Annotated in this window: 21 protein-coding genes; 18 read left to right on the plus strand and 3 right to left on the minus strand. The window is 52.1% G+C overall.

From position 1 onward, the window contains the following. Positions 1-104 precede the first annotated feature (104 nt). A complete protein-coding gene (locus GHH_RS05005; protein ID WP_011230575.1) occupies positions 105-1436 on the plus strand; it encodes a PhoH family protein in 1332 nt (443 codons plus the stop codon). 185 nt (positions 1437-1621) lie between these two features. Here the strand turns inward: GHH_RS05005 and GHH_RS05010 are convergent, their stop codons facing one another. Continuing rightward, a complete protein-coding gene (locus tag GHH_RS05010) occupies positions 1622-2128 on the minus strand; it encodes a hypothetical protein (RefSeq protein WP_011230576.1) in 507 nt (168 codons plus the stop codon). A 162-nt stretch (positions 2129-2290) separates the two neighbouring features. Here GHH_RS05010 and GHH_RS05015 point away from each other — a divergent pair, with 162 nt between their 5' ends. The 3 genes from GHH_RS05015 (at position 2291) to pyc (ending at position 7426) form a co-directional block, all read left to right on the plus strand. Then, positions 2291-2578: a YlaN family protein gene (locus tag GHH_RS05015; RefSeq protein ID WP_013145884.1), complete on the plus strand. Its 288-nt coding sequence runs from the start codon at positions 2291-2293 to the stop codon at positions 2576-2578. Positions 2579-2708: 130 nt separating this feature from the next. Then, the gene (gene ftsW, locus GHH_RS05020) at positions 2709-3920 is read left to right on the plus strand and encodes a putative lipid II flippase FtsW (RefSeq protein WP_013523316.1); all 1212 of its coding nucleotides are present in this window, start codon (positions 2709-2711) and stop codon (positions 3918-3920) included. Between the two features lie 62 nt (positions 3921-3982). Further along, positions 3983-7426, plus strand: a complete 3444-nt coding sequence (gene pyc / locus GHH_RS05025; RefSeq protein ID WP_015374339.1) for a pyruvate carboxylase — start codon at positions 3983-3985, stop codon at positions 7424-7426. A 76-nt stretch (positions 7427-7502) separates the two neighbouring features. On the opposite strand, the gene GHH_RS05030 is transcribed toward pyc, so the two are convergent. Beyond that, the gene (locus GHH_RS05030) at positions 7503-8456 is read right to left on the minus strand and encodes a heme A synthase (RefSeq protein WP_015374340.1); all 954 of its coding nucleotides are present in this window, start codon (positions 8454-8456) and stop codon (positions 7503-7505) included. A gap of 380 nt (positions 8457-8836) precedes the next feature. Between GHH_RS05030 and cyoE the strand changes: the two genes are divergently transcribed. The 8 genes from cyoE (at position 8837) to GHH_RS05070 (ending at position 16036) form a co-directional block, all read left to right on the plus strand. Continuing rightward, positions 8837-9766, plus strand: coding sequence for a heme o synthase (gene cyoE / locus GHH_RS05035; RefSeq protein ID WP_015374341.1), 930 nt, complete (start codon positions 8837-8839; stop codon positions 9764-9766). Between the two features lie 78 nt (positions 9767-9844). Then, on the plus strand, positions 9845-10915 hold the full coding sequence (gene coxB / locus GHH_RS05040) for a cytochrome c oxidase subunit II (RefSeq protein ID WP_015374342.1): 1071 nt from the start codon (positions 9845-9847) through the stop codon (positions 10913-10915). Between the two features lie 22 nt (positions 10916-10937). Next, positions 10938-12809 (plus strand): cytochrome c oxidase subunit I, encoded by a 1872-nt coding sequence (ctaD, locus tag GHH_RS05045; RefSeq protein ID WP_015374343.1) that lies wholly within the window; start codon positions 10938-10940, stop codon positions 12807-12809. Further along, positions 12809-13429, plus strand: coding sequence for a cytochrome c oxidase subunit III (gene ctaE, locus GHH_RS05050; protein WP_011230584.1), 621 nt, complete (start codon positions 12809-12811; stop codon positions 13427-13429). Before ctaD ends, ctaE begins: the two co-directional genes overlap by 1 nt. A gap of 4 nt (positions 13430-13433) precedes the next feature. Further along, positions 13434-13766, plus strand: coding sequence for a cytochrome c oxidase subunit IVB (gene ctaF, locus GHH_RS05055; RefSeq protein ID WP_015374344.1), 333 nt, complete (start codon positions 13434-13436; stop codon positions 13764-13766). Between the two features lie 102 nt (positions 13767-13868). Further along, the gene (gene ctaG / locus GHH_RS05060) at positions 13869-14771 is read left to right on the plus strand and encodes a cytochrome c oxidase assembly factor CtaG (RefSeq protein ID WP_015374345.1); all 903 of its coding nucleotides are present in this window, start codon (positions 13869-13871) and stop codon (positions 14769-14771) included. 48 nt (positions 14772-14819) lie between these two features. Further along, a complete protein-coding gene (locus tag GHH_RS05065; protein WP_011230587.1) occupies positions 14820-15275 on the plus strand; it encodes a DUF420 domain-containing protein in 456 nt (151 codons plus the stop codon). 455 nt (positions 15276-15730) lie between these two features. Then, positions 15731-16036 (plus strand): Asp23/Gls24 family envelope stress response protein, encoded by a 306-nt coding sequence (locus tag GHH_RS05070; RefSeq protein ID WP_015374346.1) that lies wholly within the window; start codon positions 15731-15733, stop codon positions 16034-16036. A 26-nt stretch (positions 16037-16062) separates the two neighbouring features. Here GHH_RS05070 and GHH_RS05075 read toward each other — a convergent pair whose 3' ends face one another. Then, on the minus strand, positions 16063-16422 hold the full coding sequence (locus GHH_RS05075; protein WP_015374347.1) for a YugN family protein: 360 nt from the start codon (positions 16420-16422) through the stop codon (positions 16063-16065). A 187-nt stretch (positions 16423-16609) separates the two neighbouring features. Between GHH_RS05075 and GHH_RS05080 the strand changes: the two genes are divergently transcribed. The 6 genes from GHH_RS05080 to GHH_RS05105 all read left to right on the plus strand — a co-directional run bounded on the left by GHH_RS05080 (position 16610) and on the right by GHH_RS05105 (position 19609). Then, complete coding sequence (locus GHH_RS05080; protein ID WP_015374348.1) at positions 16610-17617, plus strand: CAP domain-containing protein; 1008 nt, start codon at positions 16610-16612, stop codon at positions 17615-17617. 80 nt (positions 17618-17697) lie between these two features. Then, on the plus strand, positions 17698-18081 hold the full coding sequence (locus GHH_RS05085) for a YlbD family protein (RefSeq protein WP_014195361.1): 384 nt from the start codon (positions 17698-17700) through the stop codon (positions 18079-18081). A 12-nt stretch (positions 18082-18093) separates the two neighbouring features. Then, positions 18094-18327, plus strand: a complete 234-nt coding sequence (locus GHH_RS05090) for a YlbE-like family protein (protein WP_011230593.1) — start codon at positions 18094-18096, stop codon at positions 18325-18327. Positions 18328-18367: 40 nt separating this feature from the next. Next, positions 18368-18736 (plus strand): hypothetical protein, encoded by a 369-nt coding sequence (locus GHH_RS05095; protein ID WP_015374350.1) that lies wholly within the window; start codon positions 18368-18370, stop codon positions 18734-18736. Between the two features lie 140 nt (positions 18737-18876). Next, positions 18877-19323 (plus strand): YlbF family regulator, encoded by a 447-nt coding sequence (locus tag GHH_RS05100; protein WP_011230595.1) that lies wholly within the window; start codon positions 18877-18879, stop codon positions 19321-19323. A 16-nt stretch (positions 19324-19339) separates the two neighbouring features. Next, positions 19340-19609 (plus strand): YlbG family protein, encoded by a 270-nt coding sequence (locus GHH_RS05105; RefSeq protein ID WP_011230596.1) that lies wholly within the window; start codon positions 19340-19342, stop codon positions 19607-19609. Positions 19610-19633: the final 24 nt, after the last annotated feature.

Raw genomic sequence — 19633 nt, forward strand, 5'->3', positions numbered from 1 at the left:
TTTGCAAATGTCCTTCTATCTTTATACATGTTTTCATATGTTGTATTACAGCCATTCCCATCCAACGGAAAAACGTGAAAAACTCACATGGGGGGAAGCGGAATTTGGGAAAAAAAATTTACGTGCTCGATACGAACGTGCTGTTGCAAGATCCGTATTCGATTTTCGCGTTTGAGGATAATGAGGTCGTCATTCCAGCGGTCGTGCTTGAGGAAGTGGATTCGAAAAAGCGGTATATGGATGAAATTGGTAGAAATGCCCGCCAAGTGTCAAAGCTCATCGACCGTCTGCGCGAAAACGGCAAGCTGCATGAAAAAATTCCGCTTGAAAACGGAGGGGCGCTGCGCATTGAGTTGAACCATCGTTCGTTTCATCAACTGCAAGAAATTTTTGTCGAAAAAACAAATGACAACCGCATTCTGGCGGTGGCGAAAAATTTATCGCTTGAAGAGCAGGCGAAGGAAGATGGACGCTCCGTCATTTTGGTGAGCAAAGATGCGCTCGTGCGCGTCAAAGCGGATGCCATCGGGCTGCAGGCAGAAGACTTTTTAAGCGACCGCGTCGTTGATGTCGACCATATTTACAGCGGATTTTTGGAGCTGTACATAGGAAAGGACCACCTGCAGCGGTTTTACGACAAAGGGGAGCTCGTGCTCGCCGATATCGCCGACCACCCGTTTTATCCGAACCAGTTCATTATTATGAAAGACGCGTTTGGCAGCTCGGCGTCAGCGATTGGCATTGTCGACCAAAACGGCAAAAAAGTGAAAAAGCTCATCTTCCATCACGAACATATATGGGGCATTCGCCCGCGCAACGTGCAGCAGACAATGGCGTTTGAGCTTCTCATGCGCGACGACATTCCGCTTGTGACGCTAATCGGCAAAGCCGGAACGGGCAAGACGCTGCTTGCCCTTGCCGCGGGGTTGATGCAAACGGAAGATTTGCGCACATACAAAAAATTGCTCGTCGCTCGGCCGATTGTGCCGATGGGGAAAGATCTCGGCTTTCTGCCGGGGGAAAAGGAAGAAAAGCTGCGCCCGTGGATGCAGCCGATTTTTGACAACTTGGAATACTTGTTCAACACGAAAAAACCGGGGGAGCTCGATGCGATTTTAGCCGGCATGAGCTCGATTGAAGTGGAGGCGCTCACGTACATCCGCGGCCGGAGCCTGCCGGAGCAGTTTATCATCATTGATGAGGCGCAAAATTTAACGAAGCATGAAGTGAAGACGATTTTGACGCGCGTCGGGGAGAAAAGCAAAATTATTTTAATGGGCGATCCGGAACAGATCGACCATCCGTATTTGGATGAATATAACAACGGGTTGACGTACGTCGTCGAAAAGTTTAAAGACCAAAAAATCGCCGGTCATATCCGGCTCGTCAAAGGGGAGCGTTCGGCGCTCGCCCAGCTTGCCGCTGATTTGCTGTAGCTAGGCGTTCCTCAGAGCATCCGCCGTTAAAGAACGGGTGCCAGGCGCGCGGCCCGCCGCCACGAACGTTTCGAAAGGCGCCCGCCGCCTGGGGCGCTGCGGAAAACATCTAGGTTCCAAGCGCTTGAGGCGGTTGAAGGCGTCAAAACCTCAAACACCGGGCCGCCCCTTCATGGGGCGGCCGGTCATCGGACGACGAGCCGACGCACATGAGTAATCGGCGCCTCACGGTTGGAGCCGTCGCCAAAATAAATGTGCACCGGACCGTCGTCGCGTAGCGGTTTTCCGTTTTGGGAAAAAGCGAAAATCAGGTCGTACGCCTTTTCCAGAGGGATCACGGTTTCTCCATGTTCCGTCTCAATGACAAGTTCAGACGCGTCTTCATGCGGCTCAGCGTTTCGCAAAAATGGGGCGAACGGCATGCCGAACGAGCCGGTGATGATTTTCTCCTTCAAAAAGCGCCGCTCCGTTTTCAACGTCGGCGGAAAAACCGCGCCCTCTTGAATTTCCCGGTCCCAAAATGCCGACAGCTTTTTGATTTCCTCGTCCTCTTGCTCCGCTTCCGTCGGCTGTGGAGCCGGCTCCGAAAAATACGCATCCATGTCCACTTTCCGGTCGTCGAAAATCCAGACGCCGGGGTCAAGCGTGATCGTAAACTTCACCTTTCCTGTCAGCACAATAATATCGTTCATGAAACACCTCTCCTCTGCATGTTCCCACCGTTTTTAGTATAATAATAATGAAAGAGCTTGTCATGTTCTAGGCCCGGTTGCTGTCAACGGTTTCAACTTGCAAAATGGCTTGTTTCACGTTAAGATGTAAAGAAGGATAGGGGAGAGAACGGAGGGATCGATGTGACGGACGAATCGATGAGCTATCGGGAGAAGGCGTACGCGCTTTTACAAGCGGATGCAGAGAAAATCATCCAACTCATCCGCGTGCAAATGGACCATTTGACGATGCCGCAATGTCCGGTGTATGAAGAAGTGCTTGACACGCAAATGTTCGGTTTGTCACGGGAAATTGATTTTGCAGTGCGCCTCGGGCTTGTGGAAGCGAAAGACGGAAAAGCGCTCCTTGACCGGCTTGAGCGCGAACTTTCCGCGTTGCACGAGGCCGTGGCCAAAAAGCGCGTGCGATAAGAAGATAAGAATATAAGGCAACTCAAACGATTGGCGCGCCATCGTTTGAGTTTTTCTGTTTTTCGGCAGGAAAACAGCGCGCCGCTGCGAATGATTTTAAGTACATACATGTTCACAGGGAAGAGGAACGATGGAACGACAATTATGGAAAAAAGTATTGAAGTGCTATGATTATCCGCTGATCGCCGCGGTCATCATGCTGTCGTTGTTCGGATTGATTATGGTGTACAGCTCGAGCATGGTCACCGCTGTCATCCGCTTTGAAGTGCCAAGCGACTATTTTTACGAGCGGCAAAAACTGTGGCTGATTGCCGGATTCATCGCGTTCGCCATTATGATGGCGATTCCGTATAAAGTGTGGCGGGCGGAGCGATGGGTGAAACTCGTCTTTTTTGCTTCTCCATTGATGCTGATCGCCGTCGCTTTTCTCGGCCATACGGCCAACAACGCAACAAGCTGGTTTCGCGTCGGGGCGCTTTCGATCCAACCGGCGGAGCTCGCGAAGCTCGGTCTGATTTTATACTTGGCCGCAGCGTTCGCCAACAAGCGGAAGCGGCTGGCCGAGCCGGCGAAAAGCAATTTGTTCCCCATTTATTATACATTGGTGATTTGTTTCCTGATTGCCATACAGCCTGACTTCGGAACGGCGGCGATCGTGTTTGCCATCGCGATGTGCATCATTGTTTCGTCCGGTTTGCGCCTCGTGTTGCTTCTAAAGCAGCTGCTTTTTTTTACATTGATCGGGACGGTGCTGTCACCGTTTTGGCTCCCGGTTGCGGGCAAAAAAATTTTTTCTCCTGAACGGGTATCGCGTCTTTACAGCTTTTTGGATCCCTTTCAATACGCAAACGGCGATGGCTACCAGCTCGTGAATTCGTATTTGGCGATCGGGCTTGGCGGGCTGAAAGGAGTGGGGCTTGGCAAAGGCATTCAAAAATACGGCTACCTGCCAGAGTCGCACACCGATTTTATTATGGCGGTCATCGCCGAAGAGCTCGGATTATTCGGTGTAGCGTTCACGCTTGGGTTATTGGCGTTTATCGTGCTGCGCGGGCTTTGGATTGCCCGCCGCTCCCACGATGCGTTTGGGAGCCTGCTTGCGATCGGCATCTCCGTCATGATCGGCTTTCAAACGTTCATTAACGTTGGTGGGGTCGTTGGCCTTATTCCGATTACAGGGGTGCCGCTGCCGCTCGTCAGCTATGGGGGAACGTCGCTTGTCCTGACCATGGCTTCGCTCGGTCTTTTGGTGAACATTTCGATGTTTGCAAAGTACGAACAACGGTATAAAAAAGCGGAAAAAACGATGGTCAGCAAACAGAAAAGAGGTCTGACTTTTTAGAAAGTGTATTTACAAATCGGCAAAACTTTTATACTTTTATTAAATAAAGGAGGAGGGACAGAATGAGGACAAGACGAATTCGCAAAGTGCTGGCAGCCAACCGGGGAGAGATCGCCATTCGCGTTTTCCGCGCCTGCACGGAGCTTGATATCCGCACCGTGGCGATTTATTCGAAGGAAGACGCCGGATCGTACCACCGCTACAAAGCGGATGAGGCGTATTTAGTCGGGGAAGGGAAAAAGCCGATCGAAGCCTACTTGGACATCGAAGGCATCATTGAGATCGCCAAAGCCCACGATGTCGATGCCATCCACCCGGGTTATGGGTTTTTGTCGGAAAACATTCAATTTGCCAAACGGTGCCGCGAAGAGGGGATTATTTTCATCGGCCCGAACGAAGAACATTTGGATATGTTCGGCGATAAAGTGAAAGCGCGCCATGCGGCCATGAAGGCGGGCATTCCGGTCATCCCGGGCAGCGATGGACCGGTCGGCGGCCTTGAAGACGTCGTCCGTTTTGCTGAGACGCACGGATACCCGATCATCATTAAAGCGGCGCTTGGCGGCGGCGGCCGGGGCATGCGCATCGTCCGCTCGAAGTCGGAAGTGAAGGAAGCGTTTGAGCGGGCTAAGTCGGAAGCGAAAGCGGCGTTTGGCAGCGATGACGTTTATGTTGAAAAGCTGATCGAAAAGCCGAAGCATATTGAAGTGCAAATTTTGGGCGACCACGAAGGAAACATCGTTCACCTTTATGAACGCGACTGCTCGGTGCAGCGCCGCCATCAAAAAGTCGTGGAAGTCGCGCCGAGCGTCTCGTTGTCGGACGAGCTGCGCGAGCGCATTTGCGAGGCGGCGGTCCGGCTCATGAGAAGCGTCGGCTACGTCAACGCTGGCACGGTTGAGTTTCTCGTCTCCGGAGATGAGTTTTATTTCATCGAAGTCAATCCGCGCATTCAAGTTGAGCATACGATCACCGAAATGATCACCGGGATTGACATCGTCCAGTCGCAAATTTTAATCGCCGACGGATTTTCGCTCCACAGCCCGGAAGTCGGCATTCCAAAGCAGGAAGACATCCGCATCAACGGCTACGCCATTCAGTCGCGGGTGACGACGGAAGACCCGCTCAACAACTTTATGCCGGATACGGGAAAAATTATGGCGTACCGTTCCGGCGGCGGTTTTGGCGTGCGCTTGGACGCCGGCAATGGCTTCCAAGGGGCGGTCATTACGCCGTATTACGATTCGCTGCTCGTGAAAGTGTCGACATGGGCGTTGACGTTTGAGCAGGCGGCAAGAAAAATGCTGCGCAACTTGCGCGAATTCCGCATCCGCGGCATTAAAACGAACATTCCGTTTTTGGAAAACGTCGTTCAGCATCCGAAATTTTTGTCGGGGGAATACGATACGTCATTTATCGATACGACGCCGGAATTGTTTGTATTCCCGCGCCGAAAAGACCGCGGGACGAAAATGCTGACGTACATCGGCACCGTGACGGTCAACGGCTTCCCTGGCATCGGCAAAAAGAAAAAGCCGGTGTTTGACAAACCGCGCGTGCCGAAGGTGAGCCAAACGGAACCGATCCCAGCGGGAACGAAGCAAATGTTGGATGAACGCGGACCTGAAGGGCTTGTTCGCTGGATCCAAGAGCAGCCGCGCGTGCTCTTGACCGATACGACGTTCCGTGACGCTCATCAGTCGTTGTTGGCGACCCGCGTCCGCACGATCGACTTGTTGCGGATCGCTGAGCCGACGGCGCGTTTGCTGCCCAACTTATTCTCGCTTGAGATGTGGGGCGGGGCGACGTTTGATGTGGCGTACCGCTTTTTGAAGGAGGATCCGTGGGACCGCCTCCTGAAGCTGCGCGAGCGCATTCCAAACGTGCTGTTCCAGATGCTGCTTCGGTCGGCCAACGCCGTGGGGTATAAAAACTATCCCGACAACGTCATCCGCGAGTTCGTCGACAAATCAGCGCAAGCCGGCATTGATGTGTTCCGCATTTTCGACAGCCTAAACTGGGTGAAAGGGATGACGGTGGCGATCGATGCCGTCCGGCAAAGCGGCAAAATCGCCGAGGCGGCTATTTGCTATACGGGCGATATTTTAGACCCGAATCGGCCGAAGTACAATTTGGATTATTACAAAGCCTTGGCGAAAGAGCTCGAGCAAGCCGGAGCGCACATTTTAGGCATTAAGGATATGGCTGGTCTGTTGAAGCCGCAGGCGGCGTACGTGCTCATTTCCGCGCTTAAGGAGACGGTCAGCATTCCGATCCATTTGCATACGCACGATACGAGCGGCAACGGTATTTACACGTACGCCAAAGCGATCGAAGCCGGCGTCGATATCGTCGATGTCGCCGTCAGCTCGATGGCCGGCTTGACGTCGCAGCCGAGCGCCAATACGCTCTACTATGCCCTTGAAGGAACGGAGCGGGCGCCGGAGGTTGATATTTACGGCCTTGAGCAGTTGGCCCGCTATTGGGAAGACGTGCGCAAATTTTATCAAGAGTTTGAAAGCGGCATGAACGCGCCGCATACGGAAGTATACATGCATGAGATGCCAGGCGGCCAGTACAGCAACCTGCAACAGCAGGCGAAAGCGGTCGGCCTCGGCGATCGGTGGGATGAAGTGAAAGAAATGTACCGCCGCGTCAACGACTTGTTCGGCGACATCGTCAAAGTGACGCCATCATCGAAAGTCGTCGGCGACATGGCGCTTTACATGGTGCAAAACAATTTGACGGAGCAAGACATTTTTGAACGCGGCGAAACGCTTAATTTCCCAGACTCGGTCGTGGAGTTTTTCGAAGGCTATTTAGGCCAGCCGCATGGCGGGTTTCCGAAAGAGTTGCAACGCATTATTTTGAAAGGGCGCGAACCGATCACCGTTCGCCCGGGCGAGCTGCTTGAGCCGGTTGATTTCGAGCAAATCAAGCGGGAGCTGTATGACAAGCTCGGCCGCGAAGTGACCGACTTTGACGCCATTGCCTATGCGCTTTATCCGAAAGTGTTTTTGGAATATGCCGAAACGGTCGAAAAATACGGCGATATTTCCGTGCTCGATACACCGACGTTCCTGTACGGCATGCGCCTCGGCGAGGAAATTGAAGTGGAGATTGAGCGTGGGAAAACACTCATCGTCAAACTCGTCTCCATCGGCCAGCCTCAGGCGGACGGCACACGCGTCGTTTACTTCGAGCTGAACGGCCAGCCGCGCGAAGTCATCATCCGCGATGAAAGCATCAAAGCGGCCGTTGCTGAGCGCATCAAGGCCGATCGGACGAATCCGAACCACATTGCCGCCACGATGCCGGGCACGGTGGTGAAAGTGCTCGTGGAGAAAGGGGAAAAAGTCGACAAAGGCGACCATTTGATGGTAACGGAAGCCATGAAGATGGAAACGACGGTGCAGGCGCCGTTTGCCGGCATTGTCAAAGACATTTACGTCAAAAGCGGCGACGCCATTCAGGCGGGCGATTTGCTGATTGAGCTGTCCAAATGAAACGGTCTATACCGAACAAAAAAAGGGGTGCCCAAGTTTTGGCGGGCATCCCTTTTTGTTTGCGGATGGATGGCCGTCATTTCAACGTGGCCGGCGCCGCTTCCTCGGCTGAGTGGTCGGCGGCTTTTACCGGCGCCCGGCGGGTGCGGAGCGCCAAGAGCAATAAATAGCTGAGCACGCCGAACAGGCAGGAAATGAAAAAGGCATGCGCCAAGGCAATGTATAAATTCAGCTGCGTAAAAACGACAAGCGCTCCGGTTGTCATTTGCGCGAGCACGAGCAAAAGAGCGATGAGCCATCCGTAGTAGATGACCGGCTGTTCGCGATAATGACGCACAGCGTGTATGGCGGCAGCAGCGATCCAAATGATGATGACAAGAGCGGCCAATCGATGACCCATCTGCACCCATTCATGAAACTGAGCCGGGAGGAGGCGCGTTTTCGCGCAAAGCGGCCAGCTCGGACAGGCGAGGCTGGCGTTCGTATGGCGCACGAGCGCCCCGGTGTAGACGACGATGTATGAGTATATGGTGATGCCGTAAATATGAAACCGCATTTTGCCGTCAAGCGAAAGGGAAGCGGCGGAAAACGTTTTGTCGATTTCAAAAATCAATAGCGTCAACAGCAGCACAGCGGCAAACGAAATGAGCGAAATGCCGAAATGCAAGGCGAGGACGAAATCGGACTGCCCCCACACGACCGCGGCGGCGCCGATCAGCCCTTGCAAGACGAGAAAGACAAACGATATGACAGCTAAAAACTTTGTCTCCCGCACATGGCCAATGGCTCTCCACGCCCAGATGGAAAGGATGAGCACCATGATGCCGGCAAAGCCGGAAACGAGTCGATGGCTCAGCTCGATGATGAGCTCAGGCGTAATCTGATCCGGCACCCATTGGCCGTTGCACAGCGGCCATGATCGGCCGCACCCCATGCCGGAGCCGGTTTTGGTCACAAGCGCTCCACCAATTAAAACAAACAACATTGCCAACGTGGTTGCCGAGGCAAACCATTTCAGTGAACGTTGCAAAATCTTCACCTTCTTGTATTGAGAAACTGTGATTTTGTCCATATTAGTAAAGTGATGGATTTTATTGCAGCCAACCGTGCTGCCAAGCCAAATCTATTTTACACGATGGCGGCCGGAAACACAAAATGACGTTTGCATATTGAATAAGTCGATTAAGTTTGCTAGAAATATTAATGGGACAAGCGAATGAGCCGTTTTGGGTGCGCGCATTCAAAAATTTGACACAAATTATTCAAAAAAAGTTCACATGATGAGGAAAAAATGTGATTTAATATAAAGAGGAAACAGCCCGTTTTGGCTATTTGGCGTTGGAAAGAATTTCAGGCAACATCACGGCGCCGGCCGGGCAAGGAGCGGCGCAGCGAGGAGGAACAGGAGACATGGCCGAATTGAAAGCGGTGCACCAGGATGCGGCCGATGCCGGTCATCGCTCGCATGTGAGCGTCAAGACAGTTTGGAGAGAGTTATCGTCTGTTGTGAAAATCGGAATCGTCAATTCGAATTTGATTACGACGTTCGCCGGGATGTGGCTGGCGTTTTATTTTACTGGGGAACACTTTTTGGAGAACCTGCATCTTGTTTTTTTCACGCTGTTTGGGGCAGCGCTTGTCATCGCGGGTTCATGTGCGATCAACAACTACATTGACCGCGACATTGATCAATATATGGAGCGAACGAAAGCACGCCCGACCGTCACCGGGACGATGGATCCGCGGCGGGTGCTTTGGCTTGGGATTGGTCTTGTCGCAATCGGCGAGATGAGCCTGCTTATGACAACGGTTACGGCTGCTGTCGTTGGATTGATCGGTATGGTGACATACGTCTTTTTATATACGCTTTGGACGAAGCGCCATTACACGATCAACACCGTTGTCGGCAGCATTTCCGGCGCGGTGCCGCCGGTGATCGGCTGGACGGCGGTTGATCCGGATTTCCATATTGTTCCGTTCATCCTGTTTTTAATCATGTTTTTGTGGCAGCCGCCGCACTTTTTGGCGTTGGCGATGAAGCGGTGTGAAGAATACCGCACCGCCGGCATCCCGATGCTGCCGGTCGTCCATGGATTCGCCATGACGAAGCGGCAAATCATCGTTTGGGTGGCGTGTTTGCTGCCGTTGCCGTTTTACTTGTTCTCGCTTGGTGTTCCATTTTTAGTCGTGGCCACGCTGCTCAATGTCGGCTGGCTGCTGCTGGGATTGGCGGGTTTGAAAATGAAAGATGACATCAAATGGGCGAAGTGGATGTTCGTCTATTCGCTCAACTATTTGACCATTTTGTTCGTGGCAATGGTCATCGCTACGATTTGGTGAGCAGGTTAAAATTCTTTCTTTGTGAAAGAATTGACATACACATTTATCCATCAAAGGAAAGAGGGGTTTGATTAGGCTATGAACAAGGGGCTCTGTAACTGGCGCTTATTTTCCCTGTTCGGGATGATGGCGCTGTTGCTCGCCGGCTGCGGCAAGCCGTTTTTATCGACGCTCCAGCCCGCCGGTGAAGTAGCGGACATGCAGTATTCACTCATGTTGTTGAGCACATCGATCATGGTGCTCGTCATTGTCGTCGTGGCGATCATCTTCGTTTACGTTGTCATCCGCTTCCGGCGGCGCAAGGGGGAAGAAAACAAAATCCCGAAGCAAGTGGAAGGAAGTCATAAGCTGGAAATTATTTGGACTGTCATTCCGATCATCCTCTTGCTCATTTTGGCTGTGCCGACGGTATTGACTACATTTAAACTCGCCGATGTCAAGGCGATGAACGACAAAAAACGCGATAAGAATACAGTTGTCGTCAATGTTCGCGCCAACCAATACTGGTGGGAGTTTGAATATCCAGATTACGGCATTATCACGAGCCAAGACTTGGTTGTGCCGACGAATGAAAAAGTGTATTTCAACTTGATTGCGTCGGATGTCAAACATTCGTTCTGGATTCCGCCGGTCGGCGGCAAAATGGATACGAACACGGACAACAAAAACCAATTTTGGCTTGTTTTTGATCAAAAAGCGACCGATAAGGCCGGCGGCGTCTTTTACGGCAAATGTGCGGAGCTTTGCGGTCCGTCCCATGCGCTGATGGATTTTAAAGTTCGGCCGTTGCCGCGCGACCAGTTTGACGCGTGGGTGAAAAAGATGCAAAACGCGAAAAAACCGGTTGTGACGGATCCGGTTGCCAAACAAGGCGAGGCGATTTTCAATAAAAGCTGTATTGGCTGCCATGCGGTGACGCCTGTGGACAAGCGTCCGGAACAGGCACGCACAGCGCCGAACTTGGCGGATTTTGGCGATCGCGAACGAATCGCCGGTATTTTGGAGCATAACGAAGAAAATCTGAAAAAATGGCTGAGAGACCCGAACAGCGTGAAGCCTGGAAATAAAATGGCGGGTACATATGGCCACTTGACGGAAGAGCAAATTGACGCATTGGCGAAATATTTGATGAGCTTAAAAGTGGAATAAAGCATGCGAAGGGGGTTTTACCGTGAGTACGATCGCGCGCAAAAAGGGTGTCGGCGCCGTTTTATGGGATTACTTGACAACGGTCGACCATAAAAAAATCGCCCATCTGTACTTGATTTCCGGCGGGTTTTTCTTCCTGCTCGGCGGTCTTGAGGCGTTGTTCATCCGCATTCAGCTCGCGAAGCCGAACAACGATTTCCTTGTCGGCGGGTTGTATAACGAAGTGTTGACGATGCACGGAACGACGATGATTTTCTTGGCTGCCATGCCGCTTATTTTCGCCTTTATGAACGCAGTTGTGCCGCTGCAGATCGGCGCGCGCGACGTCGCGTTCCCGTTCTTGAACGCGCTCGGATTTTGGCTCTTTTTCTTCGGCGGCCTGTTTTTAAACTGTTCGTGGTTTTTAGGCGGCGCGCCGGACGCCGGTTGGACGTCGTATGCGTCGCTGTCGCTTGACTCAAAAGCGCATCATGGCATCGACTTTTATACGCTCGGGCTGCAAATTTCCGGCTTCGGAACGATCATGGGTGCCATTAACTTTCTTGTGACGATCATCAACATGCGCGCCCCGGGCATGACATTTATGCGCATGCCGATGTTCACGTGGGCGACGTTTGTGGCGTCGGCGCTTATCTTGTTTGCGTTCCCGCCGCTGACGGTCGGCTTGATTTTCATGATGATGGACCGCTTGTTCGGCGGCAACTTCTTTAACCCAGCTGCCGGCGGCAATACGATCATTTGGGAGCACTTGTTCTGGGTATTCGGCCATCCGGAAGTCTACATTCTTGTTTTGCCGGCGTTCGGCATTTTCTCGGAAATTTTTGCGACGTTCTCGCGCAAGCGGCTGTTCGGCTATTCGTCAATGGTGTTTGCGACCGTGCTCATCGCGTTCTTAGGGTTCATGGTATGGGCGCACCATATGTTCACGGTCGGGATGGGGCCGATTGCGAACGCCATCTTTGCGGTGGCAACGATGACGATCGCCGTTCCAACAGGAGTCAAAATTTTTAACTGGCTGTTTACCATGTGGGGCGGAAGCATCAAGTTTACGACGCCGATGTACTATGCGGTCGCCTTCATCCCGTCGTTCGTCATGGGCGGGGTGACCGGGGTCATGTTGGCGGCGGCGGCCGCAGACTACCAATACCATGACAGCTATTTCGTTGTCGCGCACTTCCATTACGTCATTGTCGGCGGGGTTGTGTTCGCTCTGCTCGCGGGCACGCATTACTGGTGGCCGAAAATGTTTGGCCGCATGTTGAACGAAACGCTTGGCAAAATTACGTTCTGGCTGTTCTTTATCGGGTTCCATTTAACGTTCTTTATTCAGCACTTCCTTGGTTTGACAGGGATGCCGCGGCGCGTGTTTACGTATTTGCCGAACCAAGGATGGGAGACAGGGAACTTCGTCAGCACGGTCGGTGCGTTCTTTATGGCGGCTGCCACGATTATTTTACTTATTAACATTGTGGTAACGACAGCAAAAGGCGAAAAAGTGCCGGGCGATGCGTGGGGCGACGGCCGCACGCTCGAATGGGCGATCGCTTCGCCGCCGCCGGTGTACAACTTTGCGCAAACACCGCTTGTCCGCGGCTTGGATGCTTTCTGGCTCGAAAAAATGGAAGGCAAAAAAGAATTGACGCCAGCCGAACCGCTTGGCGACATCCATATGCCGAATTCGTCGTTCCTGCCGTTTGTCATTGCGTTTGGTCTGTTTGTCGCCGCCTTCGGCTTTACGTATCATAATGACGCCGGATGGGGCTTGCCGGTCGGCATTCTCGGCCTGCTCATTACGCTCGGTTCGATGTTCTTGCGTTCGGTGATTGATGATCACGGCTTCCACATCCATAAAGAAGAAGTGCTTGAACTTGAGAAGAAGGAGGCGAACGCCTGATGCATGCAGAGGAAAAATTGACGGCCGAGACGTTTCCAGCCGCGCCGGAACGCGCCACCCTTGAGGGAAAAAATAAGTTTCTCGGCTTCTGGCTCTTTTTAGGCGGAGAGACGGTGCTGTTCGCCTCTCTCTTCGCCACCTATTTGGCGCTGAAAGATAAAACGAACGGCGGTCCTTCGGCGGAAGAACTGTTCCAAATGCCGGTTGTGTTCATGGCAACGATGCTGCTGCTAACCAGCAGCTTGACGAGCGTGTATGCCATTTATCATATGAAAAACTTTGACTTTAAAAAGATGCAGCTCTGGTTTGGCATCACTGTTTTGCTTGGCGCCGGCTTTTTGGGCTTGGAAATTTACGAGTTCAATGAATATGTGCATGAAGGCCATAAGTTTACGACCAGCGCTTTCGCTTCAGCATTCTACACGCTCGTTGGCACGCACGGAAGCCACGTCGCGTTCGGATTGCTTTGGATTCTGACGCTCATGATCCGCAACGCTAAGCGTGGGTTGAATTTATACAACGCCCCGAAATTTTACGTCGCGAGCCTTTACTGGCACTTCATCGACGTCGTCTGGGTGTTCATTTTTACCGTTGTATACTTGATGGGAATGGTGGGGTGAACGTATGGCGAATCAAACGAATTCAGGAAATGAACGCGTCGATTTGGCGTATCGCCGGCGGAAAAACGCGGAAGATATGCGCCATCAAATGATTGCATTCGTTTTGATGATTTTGTTGACGCTCATCGCCTTCGCCGCCGTTGGTTACGAAGAGTTTTCCCATTGGTTTGTCGTTCCGTTTATTTTGCTTTTAGCCGCCGTGCAGGTCGCATTTCAGCTGTATTATTTCATGCACATGAGCCATAAAGGCCACGAATTCCCGGCGATGTTTATTTACGGCGGTGTGGCGGTTATGCTTTTGCTCGTTTGGGCGTTTACAACAGTCATTTGGTGGTAAGAAAAGGGGGAATCGGTTTTGCGCCGGTTTCCCCTTTTTTGAATAGCTGTGGCGCGGCGTCTTGTAGTATAATGGGAAAGGACCAATCAGGAGGGGATTCGTATGTTTCAATCGCTGCAAATGTTTGGCCCCGTCGCCCTTTGGAGTCCGTTTTTTTTGCTTGTGTTAGTGGCGGTTGCATTGCTGTACATGGGGATCACCGGGCCATGGCGGCAGCGTTTCGGCCTCGGTGATGCCGTTTCGGGGAAGCAGAAAGCATATTTTTGGACCGGGATGGCGCTTCTTTATATATGCAAAGGGTCTCCGCTGGATTTGATGGGCCATTTGACGTTCACCGCCCATATGGTGCAAATGGCAGTGCTGTATTTGATCGTGCCGCAATGTTTTATTTTAGGCATTCCGGCGCCGCTTTATGAGCGAGCGTTCCGTTTCGCAGCGGTGCGCCGCGTGTTTCGGTTGTTGACAAAGCCGATTGTGGCGCTACTGCTGTTTAACGGTTTGTTTTCGCTTTATCACGTTCCATTCATTTTTGACGCTGTGAAAATGAATATGTGGCTGCATGCCTTTGTTACCTCGGTCATTTTCGTTGCTGCGTTTTGCATGTGGTGGCCGCTTGTTAATAAACTTCCTGAGTGGCAAACATTGTCCGGCTTAAAAAAAATGGGTTACATTTTCGCTGACGGCATGCTGTTGACCCCGGCTTGCGCGCTCATCATTTTTACCGATACGCCGCTTTATGCGACGTATACTGACCCGAAAGCATGGATGGCCGCGCTGGCTCTATGCGTTCCTCAAGGGACGCTGGCTTCGCTTGATTTGACCGGGCCGCAAATGTTTTTATCGATGTCGCCGCTCCATGATCAGCAGCTCGGCGGAGTGTTGATGAAAATCATCCAGGAAATCGTGTACGGGACGATGCTGTTCTTCATCTTCACCGAATGGTATCGGAAGGAGCGGGAGAAAGAGCCAAGCATGGATATGGAGCCGCGGCCGACCAAACTGTAAAGCGCGGTTGGCCGCCAACGATGAACAAAGAAGAAAGGGAGAGAAGCGATGGCCGTTTTACCGACAATCAGCACGAGCTGCATCGTGATCAGCGCTTTGCTTGTTGCTTATGGGTGGTATTTGATCAGCCGCAGGCGGATCGAAGCGCATAAAAAGGTGATGCTGACGGCAGCGGTGTTTGCTTTGCTGTTTTTCACCATTTACATGTCGCGGACGTTGTTTATCGGCAATACGAGCTTTGGCGGGCCGGAGAACGTCAAAGTGTACTATACGCTGTTTCTTATTTTCCATATTGTGCTGGCGACAGTTGGCGCCGTATTTGGCCTTGTCACGATTTGGACGGGATTGAAAGACAAGAGGGCCCGCCATCGTCGGCTTGGGCCGATCACCAGCATCATTTGGTTTGGCAGCGCCTCAACCGGGGTCGTCGTCTATTGGCTGCTTTATGTCCTCTATCCAGGGGGCCAAACGACGTCGCTCATCAAGGCGGTGCTCGGTTTTTAACCGGCGGGCAAGGAGCAAGGGCAGGGATGGCTGCATATATATAGATGCAACCAAAACGTTTAACATATCTTGGATAGAAAAGCCACTTATCGATGTTTCGACTGTCGAGGGCAAGCCGCAGGCTTGCCCCCGTCACGCCTTGGCGTGACGGACGACCGAACAACGACTCGCTTCCCAAGACCCATTCATGGGTCTGAAAGCGGTGTTGTTCGGTCATTCGGCAGTCGGATGCAATGACCGGTAAAAACGAAAAATGTTAAAGCTTTAAATTGCATCTATATAGGTTGTAATAAAGAATTTCCGACCTCCATGTCCCGTCTTTACTTTATCACCTAACAAGCTGGCACGGTGACAAGAAGAGCGAACAATGCCATGTAAAACAAAATTGCAACTTATATATATAGAATACAACACGCCTGTATAGACGTGATTTTGTGCAGCGGGAGGAGAAGGCGGTGAACACGTTTCGCTATCGGAAACGGAGCGCCGTAGAGGCGACGCTGTTGACCATTGTCATGATGTGTGTGCGCGGCCAGACGGAGGTCGCCCTTGACGATTGTGAGGTGTTCATCACCGTTGCTCAAGGCGAGCGGTGCCGCGTCACGGTCAAGATGTCCATTCGATATGGGGCGCCGGTGATGGAAGTTTGCCGCCAGCTGCAACAGCATATTGCCGAGGAGATCGCCGCGATGACGCCATATGTCGCCGAGGCGGTCGACATTGTTGTCAAACGGCTTGTCATGCCGGAAAAAAACGCATGAGAACCGCGCTCTCATGCGTTTTTTGATTATTCTTTGATTTTTTCAAGCTCGCTTTTGACCTGCGCCAACACGTTTTGGCATTGGCTGACAAGAGAGGACGGAAAATGCTCATCATCGCCGTATTCGACGCCGTGTGGATAGTAATGTTTCCCTAAAATCGGCGTGAGCAGCTTAATGAGTGCATAGCGCGAATCGACATCTCCCTCAATGGCGTATCCTTGAACGCGCAAATAGTAGGTGCCTTCTTTCACGACGTATTTCCGGTCGTATGTGACCCGTTCATAATCCCATTGCGCTGCGCGGACAAAACCGTGGCGCTCCATAATGTCATCAAGGTGGGACAGTTCGACCGTCTGATTTTCCAGTCCAGTATTTTCAAACTTCATCTTTCTTCCTCCTAACAACACAATATGTAAAAGCGCCAAACAGGAAATCATCCCCTCATTTATAATAGTACGAAAACGGTTTGCTTTTCAACGAATTGTTTGCCTTTTTGGGTGTCCTCTTTTTTTTGCCTCTAAAAAACGGCTATAATGGCAATAAGGAGATTGCGCAGAAAGCGGGAGTTGCCGTGTGAAATGGTTTTTCCTTTTTTTGTTTTTCTTGATTGGATTGTATTATTTTGTGCCGAGTCCGCCGCCCCCGAGCCCCCCGGAGCAGCCAGAGACGAATCGATACATGTTGAAAGAGCCGAAGGCGACGGCCGGCATCGTTGCGTTGATCGGGCAATCGGCGCAAGAGGCGAAAAAACGGCTTGGCGCTCCAGACCGAATCGACCCGTCAGCTTACGGATATGACTGGTGGGTGTACAGCCGTCGACCCGAGTCGTACGTGCAGATTGGCATCTTGCGCGGTCGCGTCGTCACCGCCCTTGTCGGCGGAGAGAAGGTGAACGTTGAACCGTTTGCGGTCGGCCAGCGGTTGCAGACGATTTTTCAAACGATGCCGGTGCTATCGAACATTGAGATTAAGCTAGGCAACGGGACATACCGGTTTGAGCTGTCTGAACAAGATTACTCATCAAGGCCGGTTGTCAAAGTTGGCAGCGTCTACGCTCAGCTGTATGTTGACCGCTTTACCGGCGAGGTGGCGGCGATCCGCCTGATGGATGCAGAAACGTTCGTCAAGTTGCGGCCGTACGAGCTCGTTTACCGCGGCAGCCTGCCGGCGGCCGCGCCGCTGTCGGAAGAAAAGCGACAGGCTGTTGATGCGGCCAACGCGAAGCAAATTTTTGACTGGACGAATTTGATCCGCCGTCGCCATGGGCTTTCCTCTCTCATGTGGGATGACAAGGCCGCTGCCGCTGCGGAAAAACATAGCCGAGATATGCATGATCACCAGTTTTTCTCCCACGAGTCGCCGCAGTATGGCGATTTATCGAGGCGGCTTGGCGCGCTTCACATTCCGTTCCAGCTTGCCGGGGAAAATATCGCCGCCCATCAAGTCGATGGCGTTGAGGCGACCATCGGATGGCTGAACAGCCAAAACCATCGGAAAATTATGTTGAACGAAGAGTTCACCCGCTTGGGCGTTGGCGTCTACGCCGATTACTATACGCAAAACTTCTTTACGCCGCTCTAAAAATTGGGCGCACCTCTCTTTGTTGGATGCGATATGATATGGCAGATAGGCATGAGTGGACGAAAGGGATGAGAACCGCCATGGTCAAGCCTCTGCATCCTTCCGTTGAACAGTTTAAACAGTTTGTGAAAAAACATCCAAAAATCATCCAAGAGGTGCGCAGTGGCAAAAAGACGTGGAAACAAGTGTATGAGGATTGGTATTTGTTCGGGGAAGACGATGACATATGGGAGCCGTATCGGGAAACAAACGGTGCGGCAAAAGAGGAGGAAAAAGGAACGAACAAATGGCTCGATAAGCTCGCGTCTATGCTTGGACAGATCGATGCAGCCGATGTGCAAAAACATTTGGCGAACGTCCAGCAGGCGATCGCGGCGATCCAAAGCATTCTTTCCGAATTTCAAGGGGCCGGTCAAGAACAAAGAAACAAAGAAGCGCATCCGTTTTCGTTCCGCAAAGATTAAAGGGTGGTGGCGATGAGGAAAGATGTATGGCAATATGTACAAGGAACACCGATGTTGCGCGCGTTTTTGCGCGAACAGCCGCGCTGGTACCGGCTCCTTGCCCGCCGTCCGCATGAACTGTCGACGTTCCAATTGGCCGCCTTGCGCCACTATGAGCTGACGATCCCTGACAAAGTGGAAAGAATCTCCCAATCGTTGCAAATGGCGTCGCTTATGTGGCAAATGTTTAAAGCCATGCGCGACTAATCGGGCGGCCAATGGCAAAGACTAGTTTCGAAAGGGAGTGATGTCTTTGCCAAAGTGGTTTGCATGGTTTGCGGCTGTCATATTGCTTGCGGCGTATGCCTTCTTTGAGCCGGCGCCGTCGTCCTCCGCTCACGCCGAAGCAGTGGGCGGTCCGCTTCAGGTGAAGCATGAAGTGAAAGGAAGCGACGTATTCATTGAATGTGTTGCCGTCCACTTTCCGTTCCGCAAAGGGAGCGGCGGCGGACACATTAATGTCTATGTCAACGGGCAAAAAATGACGGAAGTATACACGGCCGCCTTTATCGTGCGCGGTTTGCCGAGCGGGAAACATACCATCCGTCTTGAGCTCGTCTACAATGATGGGAAAGCAACCGGCATGACGCACGAATTTGACGTCGCCATCCGATAGAGATGACGACGATCGTTTAAAAGGCGAACAGAGGCGATTCGGCACAGTCTGGATCGCCTTTTTTGTTTGCTTCTTTGCTATCTCTTTCCTTTTCATTTTCTTTTCGTTCATGGTATGATGGATAATGGAGGTGCCATTTGGTGAAGATTGCGACTCTCGAGCGCATCGAGATTTTAGATAAAGCAGAAGCGTTGGCCAAAATGATTGTCGAGTCGGACGTGGCGGACGAATACCGCCGCGCCTTTTGGCGGCTGAAGCAAGACCGCCGCGCCCAGCAGCTGATCGCTCGCTTTGTCAAGCTGAAGGAGCGCTACGAAGAAGTGCAGCGCTTCGGAAAATACCATCCTGATTACCGCGACGTGATGAAAGAAGTGCGCGAAGCGAAGCGGGAGCTCGATTTGCATGAGACGGTCGCCGCCTTTAAGGAGGCGGAGAAGGCGATGCAAGAGTTGCTTGATGAGATCAGCGTGCTGATCGGCAAAGCGGTGTCCGAACATGTGAAAGTGCCGACCGGAAATCCGTACTTTTTGTCGGCGGGCTGTTCCGGTGGCTGCGGGGCGGGCGGAAGCTGCGGCTGCCGCACATAAAAAAGGGGAAGGGACTATGTTTCCAAAACGGCAAGGGATTATCGTTTGGCTTCATTCGCTGAAATATGGGAAACAGTTGCGCAAGTTCGGCAACATTCATTACATTTCCAAACGGTTGAAGTATGCTGTTCTGTATTGTGATATGGAGCAAGTCGACCATGTAATGAAAAAGCTCGCCTCGCTTCCGTTCGTCAAGCGGGTCGAGCCGTCGTACCGCCCATTTTTAAAACTGGAATTTGAATCGAAAGGGGAGAAGGAAAAAGACTCCCCGTATCCGCTTGGATGAAGGAAAACAGCGGGTCGAAAAAAA

The sequence above is a fragment of the Geobacillus sp. GHH01 genome (assembly GCF_000336445.1).
GTDB lineage: Bacteria > Bacillota > Bacilli > Bacillales > Anoxybacillaceae > Geobacillus > Geobacillus zalihae.